The sequence below is a fragment of the Paenibacillus sp. FSL K6-1558 genome, from assembly GCF_038002565.1.
Taxonomy (GTDB): Bacteria; Bacillota; Bacilli; order Paenibacillales; family Paenibacillaceae; genus Paenibacillus; species Paenibacillus polysaccharolyticus.
In genome coordinates this window covers 6,024,506-6,039,703 of record NZ_JBBOCV010000001.1, presented here as the reverse complement: position 1 = coordinate 6,039,703, position 15,198 = coordinate 6,024,506, and the positions used below count along the sequence as shown (strand labels likewise).

Genomic DNA, 15,198 nt, shown 5'->3' with positions numbered 1-15,198 from the left:
ATTTTAGCTTTCGATTTGGGAAAAGTTTCCTACTCAAGAATATCCACAAATCATTATATCATAAAACTATTCAAGATTACCAGCAATCTGGTTTTAAATAAAAATGAGGTGATTAAATTGCCCAAAATAATTTGGCACTCTTTGGTGATCATTTTGGGTGCTGCAGCTATTGCTTGCGGCTTTAACTGGTTTTTGGTGCCCCACCAGCTTCTGAGCGGTGGAGTATCCGGTATTTCCATGCTTTTAGGTTATTTTACCAATTTGAATCTTAGTATAATGTATTTTGTTCTTAACATCCCTCTGCTCATTGCAGGTTGGTTTATTCTTGGACGACGTTTCATTATATTGAGCATTGTGTCGGTAGCAGCCACTTCCTGGTTTATTGGACTGCTGCCTGTTTCTGCTGTAGCGACCGATCCAATTCTAAGCTGTGTGTTTGGCGGCGTGCTGGTTGGAATAGGTACCGGTGTTTCCTTTAGAGTGGGCGGCTCTACTGGAGGCTTGGATATTGTCGGTTCCATTTTCACCAGAAATCGTGATTTCCCGATCGGCACCGTCATGGCGGGTATGAATGGAGCGATCATTTTACTAGCTGGTTATCTGAATAATAACTGGAATACCGCTCTGGCCTCCATGGTTTCAATCTATGTTACAGGTAAAGTGCTGGATCTCATCCATATCAGTCACGTCAAGGTTACGCTCTACATCATCACCAATGAAACCGAAGCGATGCTGAAAAAACTTCTGACTCGTCCACGCGGCGTCACAAAAATTAAAACCCAAGGGGCATACACTGACATTGAAAAGGATATGTTAATGACTGTGACTACCCGTTACGAACTGGTTGAGATCAAACGCATTATCAAAGAGACCGATCCAAAAGCATTTGTTAACATCGTGGAAACCGTAGGCGTGATGGGCTCATTCCGCCGCAGTTAGTTATCTGCCCGTTAACAATTCGCAAGTTTGTGGTATAATAATGGTGCACCGCTCTTAAATATGTTGTAAGCAGGTTCTAACCTTTACTTTTCACAAAGCCATATGCTTTCCCGATTCGCGCCGAATGACTTACCATTTTGGAATTCGAGTAGGAAAGGGTGATTATTGTGGATACGGAAACGGTAAAACTGTTTGAAATTGTCAACAAATGGTGCCCGGAAATGCTCCCTTTCTTAAAACCGAATGAACTCGACTCTTTGATTGTTCTCCGGGATGGGCTGGGCATCCTGGAACAGGGAGATGCAATGGAAATCATTCAGTACAGTATTTGTGAGCATCAGAATGATGTGTATATTCAATAATATTTTTCAGATCGATTACGCCGCTTCTTGACGAGGTATTCCTCAGTCAGGGAGCGGTTTTCATTTTTTCCACATGTTTCATAAAAGGATTAATATGGTTAAAAGCACGGAGGCTTTGTTGTATAATCAAGTATGGAATGTACATAAAGGGAGTGAAAAAGTATGAACATACTGTGGGCTTTGTTCGCAATGGCCTTGGGAGGTTTCGGAGGAACGTCGGTAGCTCCGGATCTGGGTCATAGCAATAATAGTCAATTACCCTCGTTAAGCAACAGTTTTAACACAGCCATTATTCAATCACAAAAAGAACAAGTCGTCATTGATGCTGACAATCCCCCTGCCAAGGTCGATCCGCAACCTGATGCTCCTGTTGTTAAAGGCATATATGTCACAGCGTACAGTGCTGGTGGCGCAAGAATGGCACAACTGCTCGAACTAACCGATCAGACAGAACTAAATGCTATGGTTATTGATATCAAGGATGATCTCGGGTATATCACATACCCGTCCAAAAACAAGGCCGTGAAAACTATGGGCGAAGCAAAATCTTTTATTCGAGATATCAATGCCTTGATGAAACGATTAGAGAAACACAAGGTGTATCCTATCGCACGAGTTGTTGTATTCAAGGACACCATTCTAGCGAAGAAGAACCCCGAACTATCCTTTCGTAATAAGGACGGCTCTGTATGGGCCAACGGTAAAGGAGACAGTTTCGTGAATCCTTACAGCAAAGAGGTATGGGATTATAATATTGAAATTGCCAAAGAAGCGGCGAAGCTCGGTTTCAAAGAAATTCAGTTTGACTACGTTCGCTTTCCCGAGGGATTTGAAACACGCGCAGATACACTAAAGTACACACAGACCGATCAATCACGTGTTGACGTTGTCGCCGAATTTGTGCAATACGCACGTAAAGAGCTTGCACCTCTTGGTGTCCGAGTTTCGGTAGATATTTTTGGATATGCAGCCTCTGTGCCGGCAGCTGAAGGTATTGGTCAGGATTTTGTGAAAATATCAGAAAACGTGGATGTCATCTCACCTATGGTCTATCCAAGTCATTATTCCACCGGCTGGTATGGTGTGAAAGACCCTGACAAAGACCCCTACACAACGATTAAAGGTTCTATGAAGGATACACATAAGAAGCTCGACCCTACCAAAGAACTCAAACCAATCATTCGGCCATGGATTCAAGACTTCACCGCAAGTTGGCTGGGTAGCGGACATTATATCAAATACGGTAAGAAACAGGTCGAAGATCAGATTAAAGCGATGAAAGAAATGAATGTGGATGAATATTTGCTATGGAATGCATCCAATCGCTATACTCCTGGCGTACAGTACAAATAACTTAATTAGCACTTATAAAATTTTACTCGTTTAACCGCAGATTTGATTATGAACTCCATAATCTCGAGCCTCGTCCCGTTTATCGCGGGAGCGAGGTTTTTTATATTTTAACATCCTGAATATTTGTTAAGGCACTCTGTTCCTGCTTCAAGCCCCTTTCTCCTGTTGCACTATCCAAATTCGTAAAAATCCTCTACAATTAATAGCTGTCTGATATGACATCAGCATGATAACTATATAGATCGTGAGGCACCTTAAGTGAATATGAACACATCGAGCTTTCCACAAAAGATCAAACAGTTCCTGATTATATTTTTGCCCATCTTCACCACTCAAATTGCGCTTTCGGCCATGTCGTTCTTTGATACGAATATGTCCGGCAAATTTTCTCCAGCTGATCTCGCAGGAGTCGCTATAGGTACAAGCCTATGGATGCCCGTGCAGACCGGACTTAGCGGGATTTTAATGGGAATAACCCCTGTTGTCTCTCACCTGCTCGGCTCCAGGCAACATGATCAGATTGGACGGAGCGTCATTCAGGCGCTCTACCTGGGCATTGCTGTAGGTCTTATTGTGCTAGGAGCAGGCGCTTTATTGTTGAGTCCCATTTTAAACGCGATGCCCCTCGAGCCGCATGTTGCAAATGTAGCGTTTTATTTTCTGTGTGCGCTAGCTTTTGGCATTATGCCCCTATTCGGATATACAGTACTTCGCAGTTTTATGGATGCACTTGGACAGACACGTGTTACCATGCTCATCACACTCGTCTCGCTCCCCGTTAATATTTTGCTCAACTATCTGCTCATTTTTGGGCGGTGGGGTTTCCCTCAATTAGGCGGTGTTGGTGCAGGTGTGGCCACAGCATGTACATATTGGCTTATTTTTTTGATTAGCCTGTTTTTCGCCCATCGTATCGAGCCATTCGCCAAGTATTCTATTTTCCGTCAATGGTCACGGATCTCGTTTAGCAAATGGAAGGAACTTCTGGTCATTGGGGTCCCGATTGGATTTGCAACCTTTTTTGAAACGTCTATCTTCGCTGCGGTCACCTTGCTGATGAGCCGATTCGATACGGTCACGATAGCCGCCCATCAGGCAGCACTGAACTTCGCTTCTACACTCTATATGTTACCTGTGAGCATCTGTATGGCACTCACCATTCTGGTTGGCTTTGAAAATGGTGCAGGCCGGCTGAAAGACGCCAGACAGTATAGTCTGCTAGGAATCGGGGGAGCTATTGGCCTTTCCTTGATTACAGCGATTATTTTGCTGGTTTTCGGAGAGCCCATTGCGAGAATTTATTCCAACGAACAGGAAGTAATTACACTAACGCAGCATTTTCTAATCTACGCAATTTTCTTCCAAATTTCCGATGCCATTGCTACGCCGACACAAGGAGCACTACGGGGGTACAAAGATGTCAATCCGGCGTTAATCATTACCTTTGTCGCTTATTGGATTATCGGTCTGCCCGTTGGTTATTTTACGGCAACTTACACTTCACTTGGGGCATTTGGATACTGGATTGGTCTTATTGCAGGACTCGCAGTGGGGGCAACTGCGCTGTTGTGGAGACTGTTCCGGGTTCAGAAGAAAGCTTCCCTTCGCGCGTAAGCAAACTGCGTTCTCCTCGCATGCTTTTCTTCTTTCTTCACACAGAAGAAAGAGAATACACCGAATACAAAAAGAAGAGCACAGCTCCGAATCATACGGAGTGTGCTCTTTTTTTGTTGAAAGGAATTATTGAGACAAGCGTTGTGCAAGCTCATACGTTTCCATATCAAATGCTTTTTTCGTATTTACGACTTTATCGATGTCCGTAAGAACCAGCTCACCTTTGACAAGTCCACAGCCTTTATCCGTCTCGCCCGCAATCAGACTACGAACAGCGAAGTCACCAAGACGGCTAGCGAGGTTACGGTCAAATGGCGTTGGTGTACCACCGCGCTGGATGTGTCCAAGAACGGTAACACGCGGCTCATATGTCGGGCAGCGTTCCATCAGTTCTTTGGCCACGTCTTCGCCTTTACCTACACCTTCAGCTACGATGATAATACTGTGGCGTTTGCCGTGTGCAAAGTTTGCTTTCATACGTTCAGCCACTTCGTCCATGTCAAAGGGTACTTCCGGCACCAGAATGGTTTCTGCTCCCGAAGCAAGTCCGGCATGGAGCGCAATATCTCCGCAGTGACGGCCCATAACCTCAACGATGGAAGAACGTTCATGCGAAGACATCGTGTCACGCAATTTGTTCACCGCATCAACCACAACACTTACGGATGTATCAAATCCGATCGTGTAATCCGTAAATGATATGTCATTATCAATCGTACCTGGCAAACCCATCGTGTTAATGCCAAGCTTGCTCAATTTGTTTGCACCATGATATGAACCGTCTCCGCCAATAACAATAAGACCATCAATACCGCGTGCGCGCAAAATATCTGCTCCTTTTTGCTGGCCTTCCGCGGTATAGAACTCTTTACAACGTGCAGATTGCAGAACGGTTCCCCCGCGCTGAATAATATCCCCAACACTGCGCAGATCCATCGGGAAAATATCATTGTTCAAAAGCCCTTGGTATCCGCGCTGAATACCGAACACTTCCAATCCGTGAAATAGTCCGCTGCGAACAACCGCACGAACAGCCGCGTTCATCCCCTGTGAATCGCCACCGCTCGTTAGCACTGCGATTTTCTTTACTGCTGTCATGATGTTTCTTCCTCCTCTAGTTTCACTTCAGGCTCCGCAACAATACACCTGACTTACATATGCTTCCGTATCCACCGACTGAAAATGAAGAAAAACACACGTGTCATTGGACTGTTCTTCATCAAGCGTTTGGACACGACGCGAACTTCATGCTGTTCGCTGACTTTGGGATCAGACAGGTAAATGGCTATCAGTCCTTCAATAATCATCCGGTGAAAAGAAGTTCCCGGAATCTTCTGCACATCACTGCGAGCCATCTCCACAATAAAAGCAATTCGATCCAGCATCATCTCTACATTCTCATAATAATTGCAGAAGTTGAGATCCCCACCGACACGATCCTCATCCTGATCGATCAAATAATCGAGCATGATGTGTAATGCGCATACGTGCGGGAAATAGGCAGTGTGGATCGATACCGCCTGCTCTTCGGTCAGCTGATCGTCACTTGCAGCGAGAAACAGCATAAATACACCCAGAGTAGAGCCCGTAGCAGCGGCAAATTCGTTCCAGCGAAACTGAGGTGTGCGGTGGCGATGCTCCGACCACCATTCGAGCAAAGCCGTTTCTCTCAGTTCCGGTTTGATATGCTTATATACCTGCAGGTCCGTGTATAGGCCTGCCAGATCCTGTATTTGGGGCTTGGCTGACGCATATCCTGGTAGCTGACGAGTGAGCTCCTGACATGTCGTCACCAGATTCCGTAGGTATCCACCGTCATCCTGATCCTCACGGAGCGCATAATAATTGACAGGTGTTGCCTCGGGATCTACCGCATCAAGCATAGATTGATGGAGCAAGCGAAAATCAGCCGGGTCCATCGAGGTGCTGCGGTCACACAGATTGTCCAAATAATCACTTATGGTTTGATACGAAACGATTAGCGGAATAAGAATATGTCTATTGGACATGTCCGCTAATGCATAGACAGTTCCACCTTCACAGTGAAATTGCTTATCCCTTAGACTGGCAAGTGCTTGAGTACGTAATTCCTCATTTGGAATGGTCTCTGCCTGAGCACGCCATCCATCCAATGCCTTACGCGTTTCCGGAATGGTGTATTTGTACACCCCTCTCATCAATGCCAGCGGTCCTCGCGGGTACTGATGACGTTTTCGATTTGATTGGCTCAAAATAAATGTGCCTCCACTTTGGTTGAATACGTATTAGAGCGATTTTAACCATTCCTATTATAATATGATCCCCTTAATTGTACAAATGATCTACCGCATAAACCGCGTAAAAAATCGCATCCCCGTTCAAAGCTTTATGATATACTATCCATATTTCTATCCATCAAAGGAGTCGTTGACATGTCGTCAGGTGAACCACTTTCGTGGAGACGGTTATTTTCTTTTTTTGTGCCACTTGGCATCTCCGCCTCTCTAGTTACGATATCACACGTAATCATTAACAGCACACTTGCACGCTCTGCTCATCCAGAGACTGTTATTGCAAGTTATGCCATTGCGGGAAGTTTGCTGACACTCACGGAGCGTCCCTCCACTTTGCTGCGTCAAACCTGTTCCGCCCTGGTGCGTGACCGCCTCTCCTTTCAGGCTCTTACGTTTGTGACCAAAATATTTCTGGCTTGCGTGCTACTCATCGGATTTCTTATTGTGTACTCACCCATTGGTACCGGTGTGTTCAAATATTTATTCGGCGTCAGCCCGGATCTACTAAGCAAAGTGATCGACGTATACGAGATCCTGATGTACGTCAGTATTTTTTCTGTCATCCGTAATATCTATCAAGGCATAATCATCACAAATAACCGAACCAAATGGCTCACGATCGGCATGGTATTCAGGTTAGCGGGTATGTATGGGTTATCCCTGTACTTCATCTACACAGACTCTATTAACAGCGGTCGTGTAGGCGCTATCATCTTTGCTGCGGGAATGATGATTGAAGCTCTGGTTAGCTACTTGGAAGGCAGAAACATTATGAGAAAAATGCCTGCCAAGCTGGAGGATCATCCCGTTGAGAGCAAGGGGGATGTGTATCGTTTTTACAAACCACTGCTTTTATCCAGTTTTGTAGCCCTGTTTATAGGTCCTGTCATTAACATTGTGCTCGGTAAAACAACCGGAATCGCGCTGGCTATCTCCTCTTTTGCTGTAGCGAGCAGTCTGATGCAGCTCATGTTAAGCTTTTTTACCTACATTCATCAGATCGTGCTCAACTTCTATCTGATCGATGCCAAACTCGTTAAGAAATTTGCGCTCGTTACCGGTTTTATACCGTTCGCGATGACTGTCTCCATTGCGTATACGCCTTTAGGTCCATGGGTACTCGAAAATATCATGAGCGTTCAGGGCCAGCTACTGGAGCAAAGTCTCTGGACACTTCGCGCCTTTGTGTTATTTCCGCTGATCTCTCCTTTTCTGGACTTCAGCAATGGTCTTATTCTGCTTCGCGGTCAGACCAAAACGATGTTTCGTTCACAGAGCGCCAATGCCATTTGCACAATTATAGTATTGCTTATTCTGGTAAGCATTTTCCCCGCTTGGAACGGTATGATCGGGGCAGCCGCCCAATCACTTGGTTTGCTTGCTGAGCTTGTTATTGTCTGGCTGGTCATCCGGCGCACGCAAAAAGAACCAACGATGTCCATACCGCCATCTCGCGGCTCTTCATCCTTGAAAGGCTAGTCCATTTTGGAACACATTCATATCATATGATCTATGAAACAAATTATCAGAAGTCTAAATCATGAAATAATCTGAATTTAGATTTAAGAACGGAGTCTCTCATCATGAAATCAAGTCATACGGCCCGGCCAGATCAGAACTGGCTCCGGGCACTGATGTTCACCATCTTTGGTTCTACCGCACTCGTAGTATCCTATTTCCAGCTTTACTTTAGCCACCTTGGCTTTAGCCCCGCCGAGATTGGTTACTTGTACGGTATTGGCCCGCTCATCTCGGTATTCTCTAATATGTTTTGGAGCATGGCTAGCGACAAATACAAGACCGTACGGAAAGTTATGATCCTACTGCTCGGCGGCCAGCTAATCACTGGAATTCTGCTTGCCAATGCATCAAGCTTTGGCGAAGTGTTTGTCCTTGTAACTCTATTTTACTTTTTCTATTATCCGGTCTACCCACTGTCGGATACGATGGCAATTACAACGGCGAATAAATATGGTCGAAATTTCACGTCCATTCGAGTGTTCGGTTCCATCGGATATGCTTTTTTTGCCCTCAGCATCGGTTATGTCCTCGGCTCTTTTGGTTCCGAATGGACGATGTGGATCTGCATTAGCCTTGCAGCTGTGACCTTACTGATCAGCTTCCAGTTACGGGACCAGCCTGCTGGTAGCAGTAGCAAAATGGATTTATCCGGATTGTGGGCTATCCTGAAACGCCGAGATGTTCTTGCTTTTTTCGGCTGTGTATTTCTGCTGGCTATGGGTCATCGGATGAACGAAGCCTTTCTGACGATCACACTCAAAGATTTGGGTGCCAGTGAAGGATTAATCGGCTGGTCCCTGCTCATCTCCTCTGTGAGTGAGATTCCTATATTTTTGCTACTAAGCAAATACGGGAACAAATATAAGGAACTCCCACTTCTCACCTTAGCGGCCTTGATGTATACCATTCGATTATTATTCATGTCTGTCTCGCATACACCAGCAGCCGTTGTTTTTATTCAAACGATGCATAGCGTTACATTCGGTATCTTTTATGTCACTGCGGTTCGTTATATAACCCGACTCGTTCCCGATCATTTTCGAGCAACGGGCATGGCTTTATTTACGATTGTGTGGTCTAGCGCTTCTGGACTTTTAAGTGGAACCTTGGGTGGCTTGTTATTAGAGCTTACAGGACGTCAGACGTTCTATCTTACCGCAATGTCCTTTGCACTAGCTTCATTGATTGGTTTCGGCTTTCAATTGTTACGCACAACAACGCATCGTTCCACATGAGCGCTGAAAACCAAAAAAAGCACAGTCTCCAAATGGGGACTGTGCTTGTGTTTGTGATGTTCAGCTATAATCGATCATTTATAAGAAGTCCGTGAATGACGGAAAAATCTTACAATTTAGTTACGTTAGCTGCTTGAGGACCACGGTTTCCATCAGTGATTTCGAATTCTACCGCTTGACCTTCTTCCAATGTTTTAAAGCCGTCGCCTTGGATTGCGGAGAAATGTACGAATACGTCCTCGCCGCCTTCAACTGAAATAAAGCCATAGCCTTTTTCTGCGTTAAACCATTTAACTGTACCTTTCAAATGAACAACCTCCTAAAAATATCGCCATCTATGGCGAATATCCTTATTATACTGTATGGGCTTCCATTTTGCAATTTATCTTTTCCATAATTGATGAAAAAATTTGCTTTGCATCGTAGTGTACGGTATCATTTTACCAAAACCGTTAGTTTGGAGACTACCTATGATAAAAAAACATGAAATATACAAAACAGACAAGTGGAATATGATGACTGTAGAAGTACAAGGCAAGTATCTCGTTCTACGGGAAATATCAGAAGAATGGGGCGAAGAATGCCACACATTCCTTAGCCGTCCTGCATTAATGCATTGGGCCGAGCGTCGTTTCCCGAAAGAGGATTTCGAAAATCGTGAAGAGGAATGGCGTGCGCTAATGGCTGCCTTCAAGGGAGTTTAATCGATGCAGCTTGATTCAGGCAATGTCGTTATCTTCATTATCCTTGCCTTCGCGCTCGGGTTCGCACTGATCCTGGGACGTAATTCCGTCCCGGATCGTCTAAGAAGAGGAATGGCGCTAATCGCTACATTGCTCGTATGTTTTGCCTTTTTCCTCATCGTGTATTACCTCGTTAACATGGGAGCCTGATACAGAATTCTGAACGTGTTTACACGGGATTCAAGGCGCTCAAATATTTCGGCTGTGCCCAGGTCATACTATACGAAGTTATTAGGGACGAGTGATTCGTATGGTAAGGAGGAAGGCCGTTGAAATATCAGAAATCGTTATCTGTTCTTCTGGCTCTTAGTCTTATTCCTTCGTCTCCTGCTGCACTTGCACAGGAGACGAAGGCGGCTATGCCCGTATTTTCAGCACATAATCAAAGGAGGATTCCCATGAGTAAACTATTGAAACGTTCCGAGGTGCCAGCCGAGCATACATGGAAACTGGAAGATTTATTTGCCGATCAGAAGGCTTGGGATCAGGAGTATGAAGAAGTATCTTCTATGATGAAAAAAGCCTCCGAATTTCAAGGCAAATTAAATCAGCCTGACGTCCTTAAAGCCAGCTTCGAATTCGAAGACGAAATCGGGCTCAAGCTTGAACGGCTTTTCGTATATGCTCGCATGCACCAAGATGAAGACACAGCTAATCCTACATATCAAAGCCTGTCCCAAAAAGCTCAGAAACTCGGAGTACGGGTAGGCGAAGCACTTTCCTTTGTCACACCTGAGATTCTTTCTTTACCGGATTCAGAGCTTGACGCTCTTATTAAGAATGAGAGTCTCTCCGCATATACGTTTACCTTGGAAGAGATGAAACGGGAAAAGGCACATGTATTAAGCCAGGCGGAAGAAGCACTGCTCGCACAGGTCGGCAATCTGTCCCAAGCACCGCAGACCATCTTCAGCATGCTGAACAATGCGGATCTCAAGTTTCCACGGATTAAAGATGAGAATGGCAAAGAAGTCGAATTGACTCACGGCAGCTATATTCAGTTTCTTGAAAACCCAAACCGTGAAGTTCGGGAGCGTGCTTTCAAAGCGGTATATGAAACCTACGCAAAACAGAAAAATACGATCGCCGCAGCACTGAATGCCAACGTAACCAAAAATATGTTTTATGCCAACGTGCGGAAGTACCCTTCTGTCATGGAAATGAACCTATATGGTGACAACATCCCAACGGATGTGTATAACAACCTGGTAGACACGATTCATGAAAGTCTTCCGCTCTTGCACCGTTATATGGATCTCCGTAAAAAACTGCTGAGTGTGGATCAACTGCATATGTATGATCTGTTCGCCCCGCTTGTAGATGAGTACAAAATGGACATCACCTATGAAGAAGCTAAAAAGACGGTCAAGGAAGGTCTGGCGCCGCTCGGTAAGGAGTATGCAGAAGCTCTTCAAGCTGGTTATGATAACCGCTGGATTGATGTATACGAAAATGAGAACAAACGCTCAGGTGCGTATGCTTGGGGTGCCTATGGCACTCACCCGTATGTACTGCTCAACCATAAGGACAATCTGAACAGCATGTTCACGTTGGCACATGAAATGGGTCATGCGCTTCATTCCCATTATTCGGATACAACCCTTTCGTATCGTGATGCACAGTATACGATTTTCCTTGCAGAAGTAGCTTCAACGACAAACGAGGCACTGCTCATGGACTACATGTTGAATAAATCAACAGATCCGAAGGAAAAACTGTATTTACTTACGTATTATGCAGATCAGTTCCGGACTACGGTATTCCGTCAAACCATGTTCGCAGAGTTCGAGAAAATTATTCATGAACGCGCTGAACAAGGCGAAGCTCTTACACCACAGTTACTGTCAGAAATTTATTACGATCTCAATGTACAGTACCATGGCAAAAATATGGTCGTTGACAAAGATATCGAGATGGAATGGGCACGTATCCCCCACTTCTATAACAGCTTCTATGTATATAAATACGCTACAGGTTTCTCGGCAGCGACCAGCTTTTCGAAGCAAATTCTGGAAGAGGGCCAGCCTGCAGTCGATCGTTATCTCGGATTCCTGAAGAGCGGTGGAAGTGATTACTCCATCAATATTTTGAAAAAAGCGGGTGTGGATATGTCAACACCGCAGCCTATCCGCGAAGCGATGAGTGTATTCAAGGAATTAATCGAGCAAATGGAACAGTTAACCAAATAAGGTTGCGATCCCCTGTAATCTATATCCCTTGCCCCGGGCGGGCAAGGGATTTTATAATCAAGCGAGATGCAGTACTCTTGAAAAAGGGTAATGCATTCTAGTTCGCATTTGGTTCACAACAAGGAGGCAACATCATGAAAATGCAATGGGCACTTATCGCAGGTCTTGTTTTTGCGCTGCTGACAGGAATTTTTGCAGTCATCAATGTAGATTCTGTTCAGGTTAACCTGCTGTTCAATACGGTTCGGGTTCCATTGATTTTGCTGATTTTAGGCTGTACTTTAATTGGGGGTATCATTGTAGGTTCTTACGGAATTTACCGTCAATATCGACTGCAACGGGAGAATAAACGCCTGCATCTGCGTGTAGCTGAATTGGAAGCTTCTGCAGCCAGCGCTACTACACCCGTTTCTTACGATAACATGGATTCCACCCGCTCAACCGAACCTGAACACGATCACCAGCTGCACAACGATTCAATCCAGACTCAGCAAAAAGGCAACAATACAGGTACGTTGTAGAAATCAATCAGAAACAGCCTGCTGGTAGATCGGAATGGACATGCATTCCCCCAGACAGGCTGTATTCTATTTGACCTGTACCTGCAAGACAAAGGAGGAAAATATTGATGAGTTTTACTATTGATGAATCTTACGTTCTGTCTTTTTTGAAAAAATTACTGGATACACCCAGTCCAAGCGGATACACCCACCACATTATAGAGATGATTCGCAAGGAAGCGAGTTCCCTGAACATCTCCTGTGAACTGAACAACAAAGGTGGAGCTATGCTCACACTGCCCGGTGAAGATCCTTCCAGAACCATTGCTTTAAGTGCGCATGTAGACACGCTCGGTGCCATGGTGCGGTCCATCACCTCTTACGGCACGTTAAAACTGACCTCTGTTGGCGGGTTTACGATGCATAGCATCGAGAACGAGTATTGCTCCATTCACACTAGAGACGGCAAGGTATATACGGGAACGATTCTTTCTCTGCATCCATCCGTGCACGTATACCCTGATGCTCGTACGTTTGAACGCTCGGAAAATCATATGGAAGTCCGGATTGATGAAGTGGTATCGTCCAAGGAGGATGTATTAAAGCTTGGTATTGGTGTAGGTGACTTTATCTCTTTTGATGCCCGGGCTGTCATTACACCAAGCGGTTACATCAAATCTCGCCATCTCGACGATAAAGCCAGTGTAGCGGCCCTGTTTGGTATTCTTGAATCCGCTCATCGTGAAGGCTGGAAGCCTGTACATAACGTTTCTCTGCTCATCTCAAACTATGAAGAAGTTGGACACGGAGCGGCATATATTCCGGCAGAGATCAGCGAAATGATTGCTGTGGATATGGGTGCCATGGGTGATGATCTTAGCTGTAAAGAAACGGATGTATCCATCTGTGCAAAAGACTCTTCCGGTCCTTATGACTACGATATGACAAGTCGTCTAATTGAACTAGCCAAACAGGATGGCATGGACTACGTAGTAGACATTTATCCTCAATACGGCTCTGATGGCAGTGCTGCCTTGCGCGGAGGAAACAATATTCGTGCTGCCCTGATTGGCCCAGGCGTTCACGCTTCTCATTCTATGGAGCGCACACACAAAAGCGCGGTAATCAATACAGCCAAGCTACTTGCTGCATACATCACTACGAAGTAAGGAATGACGGTAGATTAGGTTACTTCTTAATTCACAATTACTTTGTTTATTGCTTTGATTCAGTTCATTCAGTTAATTTGAGCTTTTCTCAATATTAAAAAGGACACATTCTTTCACCGCATGAACGGCGTGGAAGTTGTGTCCTTTATTATTTAAACCAAGTAGGCACAATAGTACATCTCATGATCAGGCCTGTTCCACGTACTCTCGATACCGGCGTTCCTGAACCTGAAGCCGGGCTTCGTGATCCTTAATCTCTCCATGTAAAACCTGTATTGTCTGTCGTACCATGCTAAGTCCATGTTTCACCTGTTTCTCGGCACTACGAATTTTATCTTGAATCATCCAATCCACAAAGAAGTTATCAAAGAAATAGTCCGCAAAGGACAGCAGACCGCCCAAATTTAAATCGGCGTTTACCGCCATCTCTACATCTTCTAATTCCTTCTGAAAACGACGCAGACGCTTACCCGCATCCATAATAGCCACTTGTGCATCATTCATACGACTGCGCTTGATATGTGTGGAGATTGCACCTCCACCCATCATGTCATATATCCCCCAATTTCCTGCTGATTCTAAAGCTTTCTCTGCACGTTCAAGCGCATATACCAAGTAATCCCCTTCTCTGAGAGCTTCGTTAAGCTCCTGAAGTTCGCTCGCCAGATGTTCCTGATCTTCGGCCAATTGTTGCAGTTCTTCATCCTGCTTAAGCAGGCTTTGTTCTTTTTTCCCCCATAAAACTAGGTAGTCACTCTCCCATAACTTATACTGCGATTGTCTTTGAAGCTCTTGCTCAACTTGAATCCGTTGCTCTTGTACATCCTGTAACATTCGGCAAGCTGTATCATAAGCTGACTTGCTCTCCAGCAGCTCAAGCTCTTCTTTCTCCAAACGTTCCGTCTTCTTGCCGATCAGATCATAGAAAAATGAGGCCAAGCTCATGCCGTTCAGCCGATCCACGTCCTTCTGTTCTTTCTGAAGAGCTACGGTGCAATGTTCCACTTTCGCTTCCCACTGCTTCTCCTCCTCTTGGAGCTTATGGAGTCTTTTCGTCCATTTTTTGTATATTCTTCCTTTTTCCTTAAGCATGGCGAGTTGTTCATTGATTTCATTATTGATCAATTTCACGCTCTCTCCCTTCTATGGAATTCATTACTAATAAAACGTAACAAACAAGGGTAACGTTTCATCTTTTATGTTCAATGTTTGGATTCATCTATGTTATTTAAAGCAAAAATGCCTCCTCCAAAGCGGCACTAAGCCGCCTGATGAAGAAAGGCATTGGTATGGTATAGTA

Annotated in this window: 15 protein-coding genes; 11 read left to right on the top strand and 4 right to left on the bottom strand. The window is 44.8% G+C overall.

The genetic code is table 11. The annotated features are described in order from the left end of the window. Positions 1-117: 117 nt before the first annotated feature. The 4 genes from MHI38_RS26265 (at position 118) to MHI38_RS26250 (ending at position 4,268) form a co-directional block, all read left to right on the top strand. Complete coding sequence (locus MHI38_RS26265; RefSeq protein ID WP_090924727.1) at positions 118-939, top strand: YitT family protein; 822 nt, start codon at positions 118-120, stop codon at positions 937-939. 167 nt (positions 940-1,106) lie between these two features. Then, positions 1,107-1,301, top strand: coding sequence for a hypothetical protein (locus tag MHI38_RS26260; RefSeq protein ID WP_090924726.1), 195 nt, complete (start codon positions 1,107-1,109; stop codon positions 1,299-1,301). A gap of 162 nt (positions 1,302-1,463) precedes the next feature. Further along, positions 1,464-2,654: a putative glycoside hydrolase gene (locus tag MHI38_RS26255; RefSeq protein WP_221786524.1), complete on the top strand. Its 1,191-nt coding sequence runs from the start codon at positions 1,464-1,466 to the stop codon at positions 2,652-2,654. A gap of 264 nt (positions 2,655-2,918) precedes the next feature. After that, a complete protein-coding gene (locus MHI38_RS26250) occupies positions 2,919-4,268 on the top strand; it encodes an MATE family efflux transporter (protein ID WP_154887419.1) in 1,350 nt (449 codons plus the stop codon). A gap of 126 nt (positions 4,269-4,394) precedes the next feature. On the opposite strand, the gene pfkA is transcribed toward MHI38_RS26250, so the two are convergent. Continuing rightward, complete coding sequence (gene pfkA, locus MHI38_RS26245; RefSeq protein ID WP_123064288.1) at positions 4,395-5,366, bottom strand: 6-phosphofructokinase; 972 nt, start codon at positions 5,364-5,366, stop codon at positions 4,395-4,397. A gap of 53 nt (positions 5,367-5,419) precedes the next feature. Next, the gene (locus MHI38_RS26240; RefSeq protein WP_186809557.1) at positions 5,420-6,499 is read right to left on the bottom strand and encodes a tetraprenyl-beta-curcumene synthase family protein; all 1,080 of its coding nucleotides are present in this window, start codon (positions 6,497-6,499) and stop codon (positions 5,420-5,422) included. A gap of 180 nt (positions 6,500-6,679) precedes the next feature. Between MHI38_RS26240 and MHI38_RS26235 the strand changes: the two genes are divergently transcribed. Together MHI38_RS26235 and MHI38_RS26230 are read left to right on the top strand one after the other, a co-directional pair. After that, entirely contained in the window at positions 6,680-8,020 is a 1,341-nt protein-coding gene (locus tag MHI38_RS26235) for a multi antimicrobial extrusion protein MatE (protein WP_154886581.1), read from the top strand. 104 nt (positions 8,021-8,124) lie between these two features. Beyond that, a complete protein-coding gene (locus tag MHI38_RS26230; protein WP_154886583.1) occupies positions 8,125-9,297 on the top strand; it encodes an MFS transporter in 1,173 nt (390 codons plus the stop codon). 109 nt (positions 9,298-9,406) lie between these two features. On the opposite strand, the gene MHI38_RS26225 is transcribed toward MHI38_RS26230, so the two are convergent. Further along, complete coding sequence (locus tag MHI38_RS26225; RefSeq protein ID WP_056700251.1) at positions 9,407-9,604, bottom strand: cold shock domain-containing protein; 198 nt, start codon at positions 9,602-9,604, stop codon at positions 9,407-9,409. A gap of 163 nt (positions 9,605-9,767) precedes the next feature. Here MHI38_RS26225 and MHI38_RS26220 point away from each other — a divergent pair, with 163 nt between their 5' ends. The 5 genes from MHI38_RS26220 to MHI38_RS26200 all read left to right on the top strand — a co-directional run bounded on the left by MHI38_RS26220 (position 9,768) and on the right by MHI38_RS26200 (position 13,898). Next, entirely contained in the window at positions 9,768-10,001 is a 234-nt protein-coding gene (locus MHI38_RS26220) for a hypothetical protein (protein ID WP_090924721.1), read from the top strand. Positions 10,002-10,004: 3 nt separating this feature from the next. Further along, positions 10,005-10,190, top strand: coding sequence for a hypothetical protein (locus MHI38_RS26215; protein ID WP_090924720.1), 186 nt, complete (start codon positions 10,005-10,007; stop codon positions 10,188-10,190). A gap of 248 nt (positions 10,191-10,438) precedes the next feature. After that, positions 10,439-12,229 (top strand): oligoendopeptidase F, encoded by a 1,791-nt coding sequence (pepF, locus tag MHI38_RS26210; protein WP_308722265.1) that lies wholly within the window; start codon positions 10,439-10,441, stop codon positions 12,227-12,229. Positions 12,230-12,363: 134 nt separating this feature from the next. Continuing rightward, the gene (locus MHI38_RS26205) at positions 12,364-12,750 is read left to right on the top strand and encodes a LapA family protein (protein ID WP_154886587.1); all 387 of its coding nucleotides are present in this window, start codon (positions 12,364-12,366) and stop codon (positions 12,748-12,750) included. Positions 12,751-12,857: 107 nt separating this feature from the next. Beyond that, on the top strand, positions 12,858-13,898 hold the full coding sequence (locus tag MHI38_RS26200) for a M42 family metallopeptidase (RefSeq protein ID WP_090924718.1): 1,041 nt from the start codon (positions 12,858-12,860) through the stop codon (positions 13,896-13,898). A 186-nt stretch (positions 13,899-14,084) separates the two neighbouring features. On the opposite strand, the gene MHI38_RS26195 is transcribed toward MHI38_RS26200, so the two are convergent. Further along, the gene (locus MHI38_RS26195; RefSeq protein WP_308722077.1) at positions 14,085-15,029 is read right to left on the bottom strand and encodes a hypothetical protein; all 945 of its coding nucleotides are present in this window, start codon (positions 15,027-15,029) and stop codon (positions 14,085-14,087) included. Positions 15,030-15,198 lie beyond the last annotated feature (169 nt).

Bases quoted from the DNA above. Each gene is read 5' to 3' on its own strand.
- MHI38_RS26255 (WP_221786524.1), top strand. From the start codon at position 1,464: ATGAACATACTGTGGGCTTTGTTCGCAATGGCCTTGGGAGGTTTCGGA.
- MHI38_RS26250 (WP_154887419.1), top strand. From the start codon at position 2,919: ATGAACACATCGAGCTTTCCACAAAAGATCAAACAGTTCCTGATTATA.
- pfkA (WP_123064288.1), bottom strand. From the start codon at position 5,366: ATGACAGCAGTAAAGAAAATCGCAGTGCTAACGAGCGGTGGCGATTCA.
- MHI38_RS26235 (WP_154886581.1), top strand. From the start codon at position 6,680: ATGTCGTCAGGTGAACCACTTTCGTGGAGACGGTTATTTTCTTTTTTT.
- MHI38_RS26230 (WP_154886583.1), top strand. From the start codon at position 8,125: ATGAAATCAAGTCATACGGCCCGGCCAGATCAGAACTGGCTCCGGGCA.
- MHI38_RS26220 (WP_090924721.1), top strand. From the start codon at position 9,768: ATGATAAAAAAACATGAAATATACAAAACAGACAAGTGGAATATGATG.
- MHI38_RS26215 (WP_090924720.1), top strand. From the start codon at position 10,005: ATGCAGCTTGATTCAGGCAATGTCGTTATCTTCATTATCCTTGCCTTC.
- pepF (WP_308722265.1), top strand. From the start codon at position 10,439: ATGAGTAAACTATTGAAACGTTCCGAGGTGCCAGCCGAGCATACATGG.
- MHI38_RS26205 (WP_154886587.1), top strand. From the start codon at position 12,364: ATGAAAATGCAATGGGCACTTATCGCAGGTCTTGTTTTTGCGCTGCTG.
- MHI38_RS26200 (WP_090924718.1), top strand. From the start codon at position 12,858: ATGAGTTTTACTATTGATGAATCTTACGTTCTGTCTTTTTTGAAAAAA.